The sequence below is a fragment of the Amycolatopsis sp. BJA-103 genome (genome assembly GCF_002849735.1).
In the GTDB taxonomy this organism is placed as follows: domain Bacteria; phylum Actinomycetota; class Actinomycetes; order Mycobacteriales; family Pseudonocardiaceae; genus Amycolatopsis.
The window spans coordinates 3926276-3939469 of sequence record NZ_CP017780.1 but is presented as its reverse complement, the minus strand read 5'-3'; the positions used below and the strand labels follow the sequence as shown (position 1 = coordinate 3939469).

Below are 13194 nucleotides of genomic sequence, written 5' to 3'. Positions count from 1 at the left end.
CCTGATTCGACAATGTCGAACATCGTCTCCGGACGTTCGACAATGCCGACCGGTGTCCGTTGACCCGGCGTTTCCGCGAACTTAACTTCGGCCTCAGCAGGGCAACGGTGTCCTTTGTGGAGGAAGCAATGGTGCGAAACCTCAAGGCTCGCGGACTCGCGGGCGAACTGGCGGCGGAGTTCGTCGGGACGATGATCCTCATCCTGTTCGGCTGCGGGGTGGTGGCTCAAGTCGTCGCCGCGGGCATCGGGGATCACGACAGCATCGCGTGGGCGTGGGGAATCGGTGTCACGCTAGGTATCTACGTGGCTTCACGGATCAGCGGCGCGCATCTGAACCCCGCGATCACCGTGGCGCTCGCGGTGTTCAAGGGCTTCTCCTGGCGCAAGGTCGCGCCGTACGCCCTCGCGCAGACCGCCGGCGCGTTCGTCGCGGCACTGCTGGTGCGCTGGAACTACACCGAAGTGCTCAACGCGGCCGATCCCGGCCTGACGATCAAGACCCAGGGTGTCTTCTCCACCCTTCCGGGTAACGGAACCCTTCCGGTGGGTGACTGGGGCGCGTTCCGCGACCAGATCATCGGCACCGCCATTCTCGCCTTGGTGATCTTCGCCATCACCGACCTCCGCAACACCGCGCCCGCCGCGAACCTCGCCCCGGTCGTCGTCGGTTTCCTCGTGGTCGCGATCGGCATGGCCTGGGGCACCAACGCCGGGTACGCGATCAACCCCGCCCGCGACTTCGGCCCGCGGCTGATGTCCTGGCTCACCGGCTACGACACCGCGTTCACCGACCAGTACGGCTATCCGTACTGGTGGATCCCGATCGTGGCCCCGATCATCGGCGCGGTCATCGGTGGCGCGATCTACAAGTTCTTCATCGAGCGCTACCTGCCCGCCGATCCGGCGCCGGAATCGTTGCCCGCCAAGGATCTCAAGACCGCCGCCTAAGCATCCGAAGGAGAGAATCCATGCCTGACCACATCGGCGCCGTCGACCAGGGCACCACCAGCACGCGGTTCATGATCTTCGATCACGGTGGCAACGAGATCGCCCGTCACCAGCTGGAGCACGAGCAGATCCTGCCGAAGCCGGGCTGGGTCGAACACGATCCGACCGAGATCTGGGAGCGGACCCGCTCGGTGATCGCCACCGCGCTCAACAAGGCGAACCTCACCGCGGCCGACCTCGCCTCGCTCGGCATCACGAACCAGCGTGAGACCACCGTCGTGTGGAACCGCCGCACCGGGCGCCCGTACTGCAACGCCATCGTGTGGCAGGACACCCGCACCGACCGGATCGCCTCGGCGCTGGAACGCGCGGGCAAGGGCGACGTCATCCGCCGCAAGGCCGGTCTGCCGCCCGCCACGTACTTCTCCGGCGGCAAGCTGCAGTGGATCCTGGAGAACGTCGACGGCGTCCGCGAAGACGCGGAGAAGGGCGACGCGCTCTTCGGCACCACCGACTCCTGGCTGATCTGGAACCTCACCGGGGGATCCGACGGCGGTGTGCACGTGACCGATCCGACCAACGCGTCGCGCACGATGCTGATGGACCTCGAAACGCTGGAGTGGGACGACGAACTGCTGTCGTTCTTCGACATTCCGAAGCAGATGTTGCCGTCCATCCGGCCGTCGTCGAACAAAGGCGGCTTCGGCACCACCCGCGCGGACGGCCCGCTCGGCGGCGAGGTCGCCATCACCGGTGTGCTCGGCGACCAGCAGGCGGCGACCGTCGGCCAGGTGTGCTTCCGGCCCGGCGAGGCCAAGAACACCTACGGCACCGGCAACTTCCTGTTGCTCAACACCGGCCACGAGGTCGTCCGCTCGAAGCACGGGCTGCTCACGACACTGGCCTACCAGTTCGGCGACGAGAAGCCGGTGTACGCGCTGGAAGGCTCCATCGCCGTCACCGGGTCCGCCGTGCAGTGGCTGCGTGACCAGTTGGGCATCATCAGCGGAGCTTCGCAGAGCGAGAGCCTCGCCCGTCAGGTCGAAGACAACGGCGGCGTCTACTTCGTCCCCGCGTTCTCCGGGCTTTTCGCGCCGTACTGGCGTTCCGACGCGCGCGGCGCGATCGTCGGCCTCACCCGGGCCACCACCAACGCGCATCTGGCGCGGGCGACGCTCGAAGCGATCTGCTACCAGACCCGCGACGTCGTCGAGGCCATGCAGAACGATTCCGGCGTCACGCTCGATGTGTTGCGGGTGGACGGTGGTGTGACCGCGAACGAACTCTGCATGCAGTTGCAGGCCGACATCCTCGGCGTGCCGGTGTCGAAGCCGGTCGTCGCCGAGACCACCGCGCTCGGGGCCGCCTACGCGGCGGGCCTGGCCGTCGGGTTCTGGAAGTCGACCGACGAGCTGGAACAGAACTGGAACGAGGACAAGCGCTGGACCCCGTCGTGGACCGACGAGCAGCGCACCGAGGGCTACGCGGGCTGGCAGAAGGCCGTCGGCCGCACGCTCGACTGGGTCGAGGTCGAGTGAGCCCGATGAACAGGAGGAACACCGTGAAATCCGTACCGCTTTCGCCGGTCTACCGTGCCGAGACGCTGCGCAAGCTGGCTCGCGAAGAGGTCGACGTGCTGGTCGTCGGCGGGGGAGTGACCGGTGCCGGCGTCGCGCTCGACGCGGCGTCACGCGGGCTCTCCGTCGCCCTCGTCGAGGCTCGTGACTTCGCCGCCGGGACGTCCAGCCGGTCCAGCAAGCTGATCCACGGCGGGCTGCGCTACCTGGAGAACCTGGACTTCAAGCTGGTCCGTGAGGCGCTGAAGGAGCGAAGCCTGCTGCTGCAGACGCTGGCGCCGCATCTGGTCCGGCCGGTGAAGTTCCTGGTGCCGCTCAAGCACCGCGTCTGGGAACGCGGCTACATCGGCGCCGGTGTCACGCTCTACGACACCCTCGGCGGGGCTCGCGCGCTGCCGCGTCACCGGCACCTGTCCAAACGCGGCGCGGGCAAGGTCGCGCCCGGGCTGGCCGAAGACGCCCTGATCGGCGCGATCCAGTACTACGACGCCCAGGTCGACGACGCCCGGCACACGATGACCATCGCGCGGACCGCGGCCGAGCAGGGCGCCTCAGTCCTCACCCGGGCGCGGGTGACGTCGTTGATCCGTGACGGCGAACGCGTCGTCGGCGCCAAGGTCGTCGACCGCGAGAGCGGCGCGGAGATCGAGGTCCGGGCGAAGACGGTCGTCGCGGCCACCGGTGTGTGGAGCGACGACATGGCGGAGGCGGCGGGCATCCCCGCGCCGTTCACCGTGCGCGCGTCGAAGGGCATCCACCTGGTGGTGCCGCGCGAGAAGATCGATCTGGACACCGGGCTGATCCTGCGCACGGAGAAGAGCGTCCTGTTCGTCATCCCGTGGGGACGGCACTGGATCGTCGGCACCACCGACACCGAATGGGATCTCGACCGCGAGCATCCGGCGGCCAGCCAGGCGGACGTCGATTACGTGCTCGGCCACCTCAACGCCGTCCTGCGCACGCCGCTCACCGCGGACGACATCGAGGGTGTGTACGCCGGGCTCCGACCGCTGCTGGCCGCGAAGGCGACCTCGACGACGAAGCTGTCGCGCGAGCACGCGGTGGCGCATCCCGTGCCGGGCCTGGTGATCGTGGCGGGCGGCAAGTACACGACGTACCGGGTGATGGCCGCGGACGCCGTCGACGTCGCGGTGGAGGACCTCGGCCGCCCGGCGCCGTCGTCGTGGACCGAACGGCTTCCGATCGTCGGCGCGGCGGGCTACCACGAACTGTGGGGCGCGCGGCATTCGCTCGCTCAGCGCGCCGGCCTGCCGCTCGACCGGGTCGAGCACCTGCTCCAGCGCTACGGCACCGCGATCGAGGACATCCTGGAGTCGATCTCGGAGCGCCCCGAGCTGGGCGAGCCGATCCCGGGGACGGCGGAGTACCTCAAGGCCGAGGTGGTCTACGCCGTCTCGCACGAGGGCGCGCTGCACCTGGAGGACGTCCTGACGCGCCGCACCCGGATCTCGATCGAGGAGCGGGACCGCGGTGTGACCGCGGCGCCGGTGGTGGCCGCGCTGATGGCGCCGCTGCTGGGCTGGGACTCGCACCGGCAGGAGCGCGAGGTCGCCAACTACCTCGCCCGGGTCGAAGCGGAACGTTCCGCCCAGGCCCAGCCGGACGACGAAGCGGCGAACGCGAGCCGCCTCGCCGCCCCGGCGCTGATGTCCAGCTGAGTGAAGGGGCCCTTCACCGCATGCGATGCGGTGAAGGGCCCTTTCGTCGCATCGCATGCGGGCATGGTCCCCTTCAGCTCCGCTACTTGATCCAGTCGAGGTACCGGGTCGCGGCGATGCGGGCGCCGTCCTTGGTGGTGAGGACGTCACCCTTGACGGCGGAGAACATGCCCGCCGTCTCGTCCACGGTCACCGAACGGTCGTCTCCCTTGGCGGACAAGGTGATCCGGCCCAGTTCGTCCAGCGGGTAGACGTCCGGCCCGCCGACGTCGAGGGTGCCGTTCAACGGCTTTCCCGCCGAGACCTCGGAAACGGCGGTGGCGACGTCGGCCGCCGCGATCGGCTGGATCGGCGTGCTGGGCAGCCGGACGGTCGTGTCGTCGGACGTCCAGGACAGGACGGCGCCGACGAATTCCATGAACTGGGTGGCGCGGACGATCGAGTACGGGACACCGCTGTTCTTGAGGATGTCCTCCTGCAGCGTCTTGGCCTGGTAGTAGTCGAGCTCGGGGACCTGGTCGACGCCGACGATCGACAGGATCACGAAGTGCCCGGTGCCCGCCTTCTTCGCCGCGGCCACGAGGTTGTCCATCGAGGTCCGGAAGAACGCGGGGGAGGCCTCGTCGAAGGTCGGGGAGTTCGAGAGGTTGACGACCACGTCGGCGCCGTCGAGCGCGGTGTCCAGACCCTGGCCGGTGAGGAGGTCGACCCCGGTGGACGGCGAATGCGGCACCGCCTCGTGCCCGGCCTCGTTCAGGTTCCGCACGACCTGCGAGCCGATCAGCCCGGTCCCGCCGATGATCGCGAATTTCATGACCCAGTGCCCTTCGTCGGTGGATGTCCGCTAACCCGGACAACTCATGTCCGAGATAATACTCAGACACATTGTGTCCGAGTCAAGAGGCGGGTTAGAGTCATCCGGGTGAAGATGTCCGGTGGGGTCGAGTGGGCGCTGCACTGCTGCGTCGTGCTGACCTCGGTCGACGAACCCGCGCCCGCCGCGCGCCTGGCGCAGCTTCACGACGTCTCCCCGAGCTACCTCGCGAAGCAGCTCCAAGCGCTTTCCCGGGCCGACCTCATCCGGTCGGTGCAGGGGAAGGCCGGCGGTTACGTCCTCACCCGGCCGCCTTCGGAGATCACGGTGCTGGACGTCGTCGAGGCCATCGAAGGACCCGGTCCGGCCTTCATCTGCACCGAGATCCGGCAGCGCGGCCCGATGGCGACACCGCCCGAAGCGTGCACGGCGCCGTGCGTCATCAGCCGCGCTATGGCCAACGCCGAAGTCCAGTGGCGCGCGGCGCTGCGCGAGGTCACCATCGCGAATCTGGCCGACGACGTCAGGGGCGACTACGGTCCGGGCGCGCTCGCGGGGATCGGTGCCTGGTTCAAGGCCGCTGACGCCTAGCTGAAGGGGACTTTCCCCGCATGCGATGCGGGGAAAGCGCCCTTCGCCGCGTGAGACGCGGGCATGGTCCCCTTCAGCTCCTGGGCCGCATCAGCGCGGTGGCCGCCATGGTCGCGATCACCAGCACCGCCGCGAGCGAGAAGGCCTGCGCGGGGGAGTGCCCGCGCAAGTAGACGGTGCCGAACACCGCGACACCCAGCGTCGCGCCCATTTGCTGCACCGCGTTCAGCAGCCCGGCCGCGGAACCTGTCTCTTGTGGACGGACGCCCGCCAAAGCCGTGGTGAAGAACGGCACCGTGAACAGTCCCAGCCCGAGCCCGCCGATCCCGAGCGCGGGAAGCAGCGGTCCCGCCATCGCCAGCAGGACTCCGGCGAGCAACAGCGTCAGCCCGGCGAAGGCGACACGCAGTCCATAGCGGGGCACGAGCCATTTGCCCGCCAGCCACGACGACACCGCGAGGCCGCCCGACCACGGCAGCAACGTCAGGCCGGACTCCAGCACTCCGCGGCCCTCGTCGAGTTGCTGATGCAGGACCACCACGAGCATCGACCCGTTCATCACCGCGAAGAACAGCGTCGACGCCGCCAGCGCCGCGGGGAAGCCGCGACGGGCGAACAAACTCGGCTCGACCAAAGGATGCCGCCGGTTCCGCTGGTGGAATCCGAACAGCACGAGCACGGCGGCGCCGCCGGCGAAAAGGCCCCAGTTCCACGTATCGATCAGGGGCAGCACCAGCAGTCCGACGCCGAGCGAGACGAGCACGGTGCCCGGGACGTCCAGCCGCACCGGCTTCTCGGCGCGGTCTTCCGGCAGCAGCCGTCCGGCCACCAGGATCGCGATCGAGATCGGCACGTTCACCAGGAACGCCGCCCGCCAGGACACCAGATCCGTCAGCAGGGCGCCGAGCAGTGGCCCGCTCACCGCGGACAAGCCGACCACCGGCCCGTTCCAGCCGAGCGCCGCGGCCAGCGCGGGGCCGGTGAACAGGACCTTGATCAATCCGATGGTCTGGGGGATCACCAGGGCCGCCGCCATTCCCTGCGCCGCTCGCGCGCCGATCAGCACGCCGGTGCCCGGCGCGAACGCGCAGCACAGCGACGCGAGGGCGAACACGGCGACACCGGACAGGAACACGCGGCGGCGGCCCAGCAGGTCGCCGAGCCTGCCGCCGGTGATCAGGAGAACCGCGAACGGAAGTGTGTAGGCGGCGCCGAACCAGGGGATGGCGGACGGGGGTCCGCCCAGGCCGGCGTGGATCGCCGGACCGGCGACCTGGGTGATCGTCGCGTCGAGCACGTTCATCGCTTCGGCCGCGAGCAGGATGGCGAGCGGGGCCGGACCGGTCTTCGTCACTTGCATGGCCGAGATCGTGCGGCGAGGATGAATCCTGTTCCAGGAAACCGGCCTCGGATGGGCGAAATTTTCCATGCTCGACGACATCGACCGCGCTTTGATCCATGCGCTGCATCTCGATGCCCGTGCGCCGTTCAGCCGGATCGGCGCGGTGCTCGGCGTTTCGACACAGACCGTCGCCCGTCGCTATCAGCGGCTTCGCGCCGAAGCGGGGTTGCGAGTGGTGGGCCTGCCCGATCCCGACCGGGCGGGGCTGACGCAATGGCTCGTGCGGCTCACCGCGCAGCCCGCCACCGCGCAGACACTCGCCCGCTCGCTGGCCAAACGGCCGGACACGTCCTGGGTGAAACTCACCTCGGGCGGCACCGAGATCGTGACGATCGCGCATACGCCGAGGCATTCGCCGAGTGCGATGCTGCTGCACGACATCCCGCGTACCGCGAGCGTCACGGCGGTGTCCGCGCATTTCATCCTGCACACCTACCTCGGTGGCCCGACCGCGTGGCACGGGCGGGTCACCGCGCTGACCGAGGAGCAGCAGGACGCGTTACGACTGCCGGAACCCGTCGCGGACGACGTCCCGCCGACCGCGGCGGACCACGCGCTGATCGCCGCCCTCCGGCACGACGGCCGGGCGAGCATCGCGGATCTCGCCACCGCGGCCGGTCTTGCGCCGGCGACCGCGACACGACGCCTGTCCGACCTTCGCGCGCGGGGCGCGCTCTTCTTCGACGTCGAGATCAGCGCGGCCCTGTACGGCGTGACCACGCAGGCGTTCCTGTGGATGGCCGTCGCGCCGGCGGACCTCGACGAGGTGGCGACGACGCTGGCCACCCACGAGGAGCTGGCTGTCGTCGTCGCCACGACCGGGCCGACCAATCTGGCCGCGCAGGCGCTCTGCCCGGACCCCGCCGCGTTGCATCGCTACCTCACGCACCGCCTCGGTGCGCTGCGCGCGATCCACACGGTGCACACCGCGCCGGTGCTGGAAATCGTGAAGGCGGTCGGACCGCTCACCGGCTGAACCGGTCCGCATACTCCTTGACCCACTGGGCGAACGTCCGGGCCGGTCGTCCGAGCACTCGCTCGACCGTGTCGTCCACGGTCCTTGCCTCCACCGGCGGATCGCTGTGCCAGCCGATGACGTATTCGGCGTCCTGCGGGGAAACGCCGTCGGCCAGCAGCCGGTCGATCGCCTGCTGCCGCGTGATCCGCTCCAGTGCGAGGTCACGGCCGAGGGCGGTGCCGAGGATCGCGATCCGTTCGCGGGTCGTCAGCGCTTCCGGGCCGGTCAGGTTGTAGACCTTGCCCGAGTGCCCGTCTTCCACGAGCGCGGTGGCGGCGACGGCGCCGATGTCCGCTTCGTGCACCACCGCGCTGGGAAGGTCGAACGGCTCGCGGATCACGCCGTCGGCGCGGACGGAGTCGACCCAGGTCAGCGCGTTGGACATGAACTCCTGCGGCTCCAGTCGCGTCCACTCCGCGCCGGACTCGGCCATGGCCTGTTCCGTCGGCCCGGCGTAACCGCCCCACACGATGGTCATCCGCCGCACCCCCGCGGACACGGCGCGCTCGACCAGATCGGCGCCGACGTCGGCGAGACCGGCCGTCACCGTGATGTGCAGCCGCGTGACCCCGTCGAAGTCGAGCGTTTCCGGCGCGGTGTGCGTGCCTTCCACCAGCTCGACCCCCGCCGGAAGCCGGGCCGTGGCGGGATTCCTGGTCAGTGCCCGGACGCGTTCCCCGCGCCGGACGAGCTCGGCCACCACGTGGCGGCCGGTGTTCCCGGTGGCCCCAGTCACCAAGACGGTCATCGTCGCTCCCTTCGTATCCTGTGAAGGTAAAAGCTCGAGCAATGTGGAGGTCAAGCCGGACCGATCAGGAATCGAGAAGCGTTCGCACCGGGGTCGTCCCTAGCGTCGTCCGCACAGGAAAACGACACCGGGAGGTTTCCATGAGCAAGCGCATCCGGACGTTCCACCGCTGGACGTCCCTCGTCTTCGTCGCCACCGTCATCGTCTGCTTCGTCGTCGTCGCGCAGGGGGACCCGGCCGAATGGGTGCTCTACACGCCGCTCCCGCCGCTCTTTCTGCTGATGTTCAGTGGCCTCTACCTGTTCGCGCTGCCGTACACCGCCAAGCGGCGTAACCGGCGGCAGGTGGCCGGGTGACGGGGCGGGTCTTAGTTCACGGCAAAAATTAACTTTCGTCGTACCCGCCCGAAACCCTTGACGTGCTCGCCGGGTCCGGTGAGGATCGGCCGGTCCCTCCTCCCGCAGAATGGACCAGACCATGGCAAGACGTTCTCGTGCGCGCCGAAGTCCGCTCATCGCCTTGATGAGCCTCACCCTGCTCGGCGGGGCCGTGGTGGCCGCGCCGTCCGCGGGTGCGGCCGAACAGCCCGTGATCGGGAAACCCGCGCTCGACCGAGACGGCTGTGCCCGGATCGAGAAGAGCCTGCCCACCCTCGCCGACTGGCCGAAGGTCGAGAGCCGGTTCAAGGGCAAGACCGGTGACGAGGCGCGGATCGCCCAGATCCTCGGGGAATGACCCTCGAGGAGAAGGTCGGGCAGATGGCGCAGCCCGAGATCGCCGCCATCACCCCCGACGAGGTTCGCCAGTACTCCATCGGCTCGGTCCTCAACGGCGGCGGTTCGTGGCCGAACCAGGACAAGCACGCTTCGCAGCAGGACTGGCTGAAGCTCGCCGACTCCTACTGGGACGCCGCCAAGACCAGCCGGACGAAGATCCCGGTGATCTGGGGCATCGACGCCGTGCACGGCAACAACAACGTGTACGGGGCCACCGTCTTCCCGCACAACATCGGTCTCGGCGCGGCGCACGACCCGTGCCTGGTGCGCGACGTCTCCGCGGCGACGGCCCGGCAGATCCGCGCCACCGGTCAGGACTGGGCCTTCGCGCCGACGCTGGCCGTCGTGCAGGACGACCGCTGGGGCCGCACCTACGAAGGGTTCTCCGAGGACCCGCGGATCACCCGGGCTTACGGCTACGAGGCGATCAACGGTCTCCAGGACGGCTCGACCAAGCGCATCGGCTACAACGGCGTGATCGGCACCGCCAAGCACTTCATCGGTGACGGCGGCACCCTCAAGGGGCAGGACCAGGGCGTCACCCCGGCGTCCGAAGCCGAGATGATCAACGTCCACGGCCAGGGCTACTACGGCGCGCTCGCGGCGGGCTCGCAGACCGTGATGGTGTCGTTCAACAGCTGGACCAACGCCGAACTCGGGATCGACGAGGGCAAGCTGCACGGCAGCGACAAGGCGCTGAACCAGATCCTCAAGGGCAAGATGGGCTTCGACGGTCTCGTCGTGTCCGACTGGAACGGCATCGGCCAGGTTCCGGGCTGCACCAACGCCTCGTGCCCGCAGGCGATCAACGCCGGCATCGACGTCGTGATGGTCCCGCACGACTGGAAGGCGTTCATCGCCAACACCGTCGCGCAGGTCAACGGCGGTCAGATCCCGGTCTCGCGGATCGACGACGCGGTGACCCGCATCCTGCGCGTGAAGCTGCGCTCCGGGCTGTACGAGTCGCAGAAGCCGTCGGATCGCTCCTACGCCAACTCCGACGACGCGCTCAAGGAGACCTGGCTGGCGCGTGACGCGGCGCGCTCGTCGCAGACGCTGCTGAAGAACAACGGCAACGTGCTGCCGCTGAAGCCGAAGTCCAAGGTCCTGGTGGTCGGCAAGAGCGCGGACAGCATCCAGAACCAGACCGGCGGCTGGACGCTGAGCTGGCAGGGGACCGGCAACACCAACGCCGATTTCCCGAACGCCACGTCGATCCTGGCCGGGCTCAAGCAGCAGCTCGGCGACGTCAACGTCACCTTCGACGAGAAGGGCGACGCCGACCCGAAGGGCTACGACGCCGTCATCGCGGTCATCGGTGAGACCCCGTACGCGGAAGGCGTCGGCGACCTGACCCGCAAGACCCTCGAAGCCTCGAAGCTGTACCCCGAGGACCTGGCGGTGCTGGACAAGGTCAGCGGCAAGGGTGCTCCCGTCGTCACCGTCTACGTCGGTGGCCGTCCGCTGTACATGAACAAGGAGATCAACCGCTCCGACGCGTTCGTCGCGGCCTGGCTGCCCGGCACCGAAGGCGGCGGCGTCGCCGACGTCCTCGTCAAGGGCGGGTTCAAGGGCACCCTGCCGTACTCGTGGCCGAAGAGCGCTTGCCAGACGCCGCTGAACCCGGCGTCGCCCGCGTACGACCCGTTGTTCAAACTCGGCTACGGCCTCAAGACCGGCCAGCGCGTCACCGTCGGGCAGCTGGACGAGACCGTCGGCCCGGTGGCCTGTGGGTCGACCGGTGGCGGCGGCACCGCGACCGAGGACCTCGAGGTGTTCAACCGCACGGATGTCGCGCCGTACAAGGGTTTCATCGGCTCCGCGCAGAACTGGGGCGGTACCGAGATCGGCCCGGACGGCGCCGCTTCGCACGCCGAGATCGACGTCGTCCAGTCCGACGTGAACGTCCAGCAGGACGGGCTCAAGTCGACCTGGACCGGGACCGGCCCTGCCCAGCTCTACTTCCAGAACCCGGCCGGTACCAACGATCTGCGCGGATATCTCAACGCGGACGCGGCGCTGGAGTTCGACACGATCGTGCACCAGGCACCGGCCAACCGGACGGTGATCAGCATGCACTGTGTCTACCCGTGCTTCTCGGAGGTGAACGCGACCAAGCTCTTCACCGATCTGGCGGGTGCGCCGAAGTCGACGGTGAAGATCCCGGTGTCGTGCTTCGCCACCGGGCTGGACCTGGAGAACGTCAACACGCCGTTCCTGGTGTACACCGACGGCAAGTTCTCGGCTTCGTTCGCGAACGTGCGGTGGGTGCCCAAGGGGGCTCAAGATCCCGACGCGAGACCTTGCTCGAGTCTGAACTGACCCCCTCGCGCGTGCTATGAAAGGCCCGTTACTTGCAAATTTTGCAAGTAACGGGCCTTTCATAGCACCGGTGACCCCCTCACGAAGGCCGGTTCATGTCCGGGATCTCGATGTGCACCGGCCTGCCTTCCGAGAGCCACAGCCGGATGTACCGCCGGATCGCCTCGTCCAGCACCCAGGCGACCGGCGGCACCAGCGGCAGCGGGATGAGCTTTTCGTGGAACGCCACCAGCGCCGGGAACGCGGTACCGATCAGCGGGTCCCAGATCCGTTCCCGCGGGATGCCGTTCCACTCGGAGACCCGGTCACCGACGATGTGGCGGGCCAGCGCGTTGACCATCGGCCGGTCGGCGCCGCCCGGGCTGGTCTGCTCGGCGAGCATGTCCAGGAGGATGTCGGTGAGTTCGACGCCCTCGCGGGTCGGTCCCATCGCCGGGTCGAGCACCTGCGTGGACTGCGAGTAGGCGGCGTCCCAAGTCGAGGGCAGGTACTCGTCGCTGATCCCGAGCATGTGCCCGGTCACCTGCCAGATGTGCAGGTACGCGGCCGAATGGGCGGGGGAGACCCGGACGCGCCAGTCGGTCAGCTTCCGCATCGTGTAGGTCGGCAGCGTGTGCCAGGTGACCAGCATGTCGTTCTGGCTGATCGGGATTCCCTGCTGCCAGTGCGGTGACTGCGGCAGCAGATGCCGGACGGCGGCGTGCACCAGACGGGTCTTCACCGCCGAGACGATCATCTGGCCGTCGGGCCGGTAGGCGTTGAGCGAACCGACGTCGTAGCCGAGTTTGGCCGTCTTCGCGACGCGGTCCTTCATGTCCGCGCCGCCCTTGGAGTAGTAGACCGCCCTGGCCTCGTTCGGGATGGCGGTGCTCAGCATCCCGCCGCCGAGCCCGTTCAGCAGGTTGACGAAGCGCCCGCTGACCTTCATGAAGTCCGCGGCCTTGTCCAATGTGGACTGATCGGCCCACGACGGGAGCCGTCGCGCGTACTCGACGAACTCCCGCAGGTCCGGTGGGAGCCCGGACGGCGTCGGCTGGTCGTTCCTGGTCCAGGTCCGCAGCGCGCGGTTGACCTCCGCGACCTGCCCCCGGTCGAGGACCGCGGCGACCACCGGATCGGCTTCGGCGTCCCACACCCATTTCGGATCGGTGCCCGCCCCCGCGCCGGCCACCGAACCGCTCGGACTCCACGCCCAGGCGGGCTGGGCCATCCCCATGGCCCCCAGCAAGGTCGCTCCGCCACTGACGATCAGCATCTTGCGTCGATTGAGTTCGGTCATGCGCCAGTACTCCTCCTTGAGTCCCGGACCTGCGGATT

10 protein-coding genes and 1 pseudogene are annotated in these 13194 nt (G+C 68.8%); 7 read left to right on the top strand and 4 right to left on the bottom strand.

Translation table 11 applies throughout. From position 1 onward, the window contains the following. Window positions 1–128: 128 nt before the first annotated feature. From BKN51_RS17025 to glpD, 3 genes are read left to right on the top strand one after another with little or no spacing between them, the layout of a single operon-like run. A complete protein-coding gene (locus BKN51_RS17025) occupies window positions 129–950 on the top strand; it encodes an MIP/aquaporin family protein (protein WP_101608590.1) in 822 nt (273 codons plus the stop codon). Window positions 951–970: 20 nt separating this feature from the next. Next, entirely contained in the window at window positions 971–2488 is a 1518-nt protein-coding gene (glpK, locus tag BKN51_RS17020; protein WP_101608589.1) for a glycerol kinase GlpK, read from the top strand. 5 nt (window positions 2489–2493) lie between these two features. Continuing rightward, window positions 2494–4206 carry a glycerol-3-phosphate dehydrogenase gene (gene glpD, locus BKN51_RS17015; RefSeq protein ID WP_101613266.1) on the top strand — a complete coding sequence of 571 codons (1713 nt, stop codon included), beginning with the start codon at window positions 2494–2496 and terminating at the stop codon, window positions 4204–4206. An 82-nt stretch (window positions 4207–4288) separates the two neighbouring features. On the opposite strand, the gene BKN51_RS17010 is transcribed toward glpD, so the two are convergent. Next, a complete protein-coding gene (locus BKN51_RS17010) occupies window positions 4289–5020 on the bottom strand; it encodes an SDR family oxidoreductase (RefSeq protein WP_101608588.1) in 732 nt (243 codons plus the stop codon). Between the two features lie 114 nt (window positions 5021–5134). On the opposite strand from BKN51_RS17010, the gene BKN51_RS17005 reads away from it, so the two are divergent. Further along, window positions 5135–5611: an Rrf2 family transcriptional regulator gene (locus BKN51_RS17005; RefSeq protein WP_101613265.1), complete on the top strand. Its 477-nt coding sequence runs from the start codon at window positions 5135–5137 to the stop codon at window positions 5609–5611. Between the two features lie 73 nt (window positions 5612–5684). On the opposite strand, the gene BKN51_RS17000 is transcribed toward BKN51_RS17005, so the two are convergent. Next, complete coding sequence (locus tag BKN51_RS17000; protein ID WP_101608587.1) at window positions 5685–6971, bottom strand: MFS transporter; 1287 nt, start codon at window positions 6969–6971, stop codon at window positions 5685–5687. A 67-nt stretch (window positions 6972–7038) separates the two neighbouring features. Here BKN51_RS17000 and BKN51_RS16995 point away from each other — a divergent pair, with 67 nt between their 5' ends. Continuing rightward, window positions 7039–7989 (top strand): Lrp/AsnC family transcriptional regulator, encoded by a 951-nt coding sequence (locus BKN51_RS16995; protein WP_101608586.1) that lies wholly within the window; start codon window positions 7039–7041, stop codon window positions 7987–7989. On the opposite strand, the gene BKN51_RS16990 is transcribed toward BKN51_RS16995, so the two are convergent. Beyond that, window positions 7979–8779: an NmrA family NAD(P)-binding protein gene (locus BKN51_RS16990; RefSeq protein WP_101608585.1), complete on the bottom strand. Its 801-nt coding sequence runs from the start codon at window positions 8777–8779 to the stop codon at window positions 7979–7981. The genes BKN51_RS16995 and BKN51_RS16990 overlap by 11 nt on opposite strands. Before the next feature lie 140 nt (window positions 8780–8919). Between BKN51_RS16990 and BKN51_RS16985 the strand changes: the two genes are divergently transcribed. Both BKN51_RS16985 and BKN51_RS16980 read left to right on the top strand, forming a co-directional pair. Further along, window positions 8920–9135, top strand: coding sequence for a hypothetical protein (locus BKN51_RS16985; RefSeq protein ID WP_101608584.1), 216 nt, complete (start codon window positions 8920–8922; stop codon window positions 9133–9135). A 166-nt stretch (window positions 9136–9301) separates the two neighbouring features. Then, window positions 9302–11877: pseudogene (locus BKN51_RS16980) on the top strand (glycoside hydrolase family 3 protein). Window positions 11878–11956: 79 nt separating this feature from the next. Here BKN51_RS16980 and BKN51_RS16975 read toward each other — a convergent pair. After that, a complete protein-coding gene (locus tag BKN51_RS16975) occupies window positions 11957–13156 on the bottom strand; it encodes an oxygenase MpaB family protein (RefSeq protein ID WP_101608583.1) in 1200 nt (399 codons plus the stop codon). Window positions 13157–13194: the final 38 nt, after the last annotated feature.

Bases quoted from the DNA above. Each gene is read 5' to 3' on its own strand.
- BKN51_RS17025 (WP_101608590.1), top strand. From the start codon at position 129: ATGGTGCGAAACCTCAAGGCTCGCGGACTCGCGGGCGAACTGGCGGCG.
- glpK (WP_101608589.1), top strand. From the start codon at position 971: ATGCCTGACCACATCGGCGCCGTCGACCAGGGCACCACCAGCACGCGG.
- glpD (WP_101613266.1), top strand. From the start codon at position 2,494: ATGAACAGGAGGAACACCGTGAAATCCGTACCGCTTTCGCCGGTCTAC.
- BKN51_RS17010 (WP_101608588.1), bottom strand. From the start codon at position 5,020: ATGAAATTCGCGATCATCGGCGGGACCGGGCTGATCGGCTCGCAGGTC.
- BKN51_RS17005 (WP_101613265.1), top strand. From the start codon at position 5,135: ATGTCCGGTGGGGTCGAGTGGGCGCTGCACTGCTGCGTCGTGCTGACC.
- BKN51_RS17000 (WP_101608587.1), bottom strand. From the start codon at position 6,971: ATGCAAGTGACGAAGACCGGTCCGGCCCCGCTCGCCATCCTGCTCGCG.
- BKN51_RS16995 (WP_101608586.1), top strand. From the start codon at position 7,039: ATGCTCGACGACATCGACCGCGCTTTGATCCATGCGCTGCATCTCGAT.
- BKN51_RS16990 (WP_101608585.1), bottom strand. From the start codon at position 8,779: ATGACCGTCTTGGTGACTGGGGCCACCGGGAACACCGGCCGCCACGTG.
- BKN51_RS16985 (WP_101608584.1), top strand. From the start codon at position 8,920: ATGAGCAAGCGCATCCGGACGTTCCACCGCTGGACGTCCCTCGTCTTC.
- BKN51_RS16975 (WP_101608583.1), bottom strand. From the start codon at position 13,156: ATGACCGAACTCAATCGACGCAAGATGCTGATCGTCAGTGGCGGAGCG.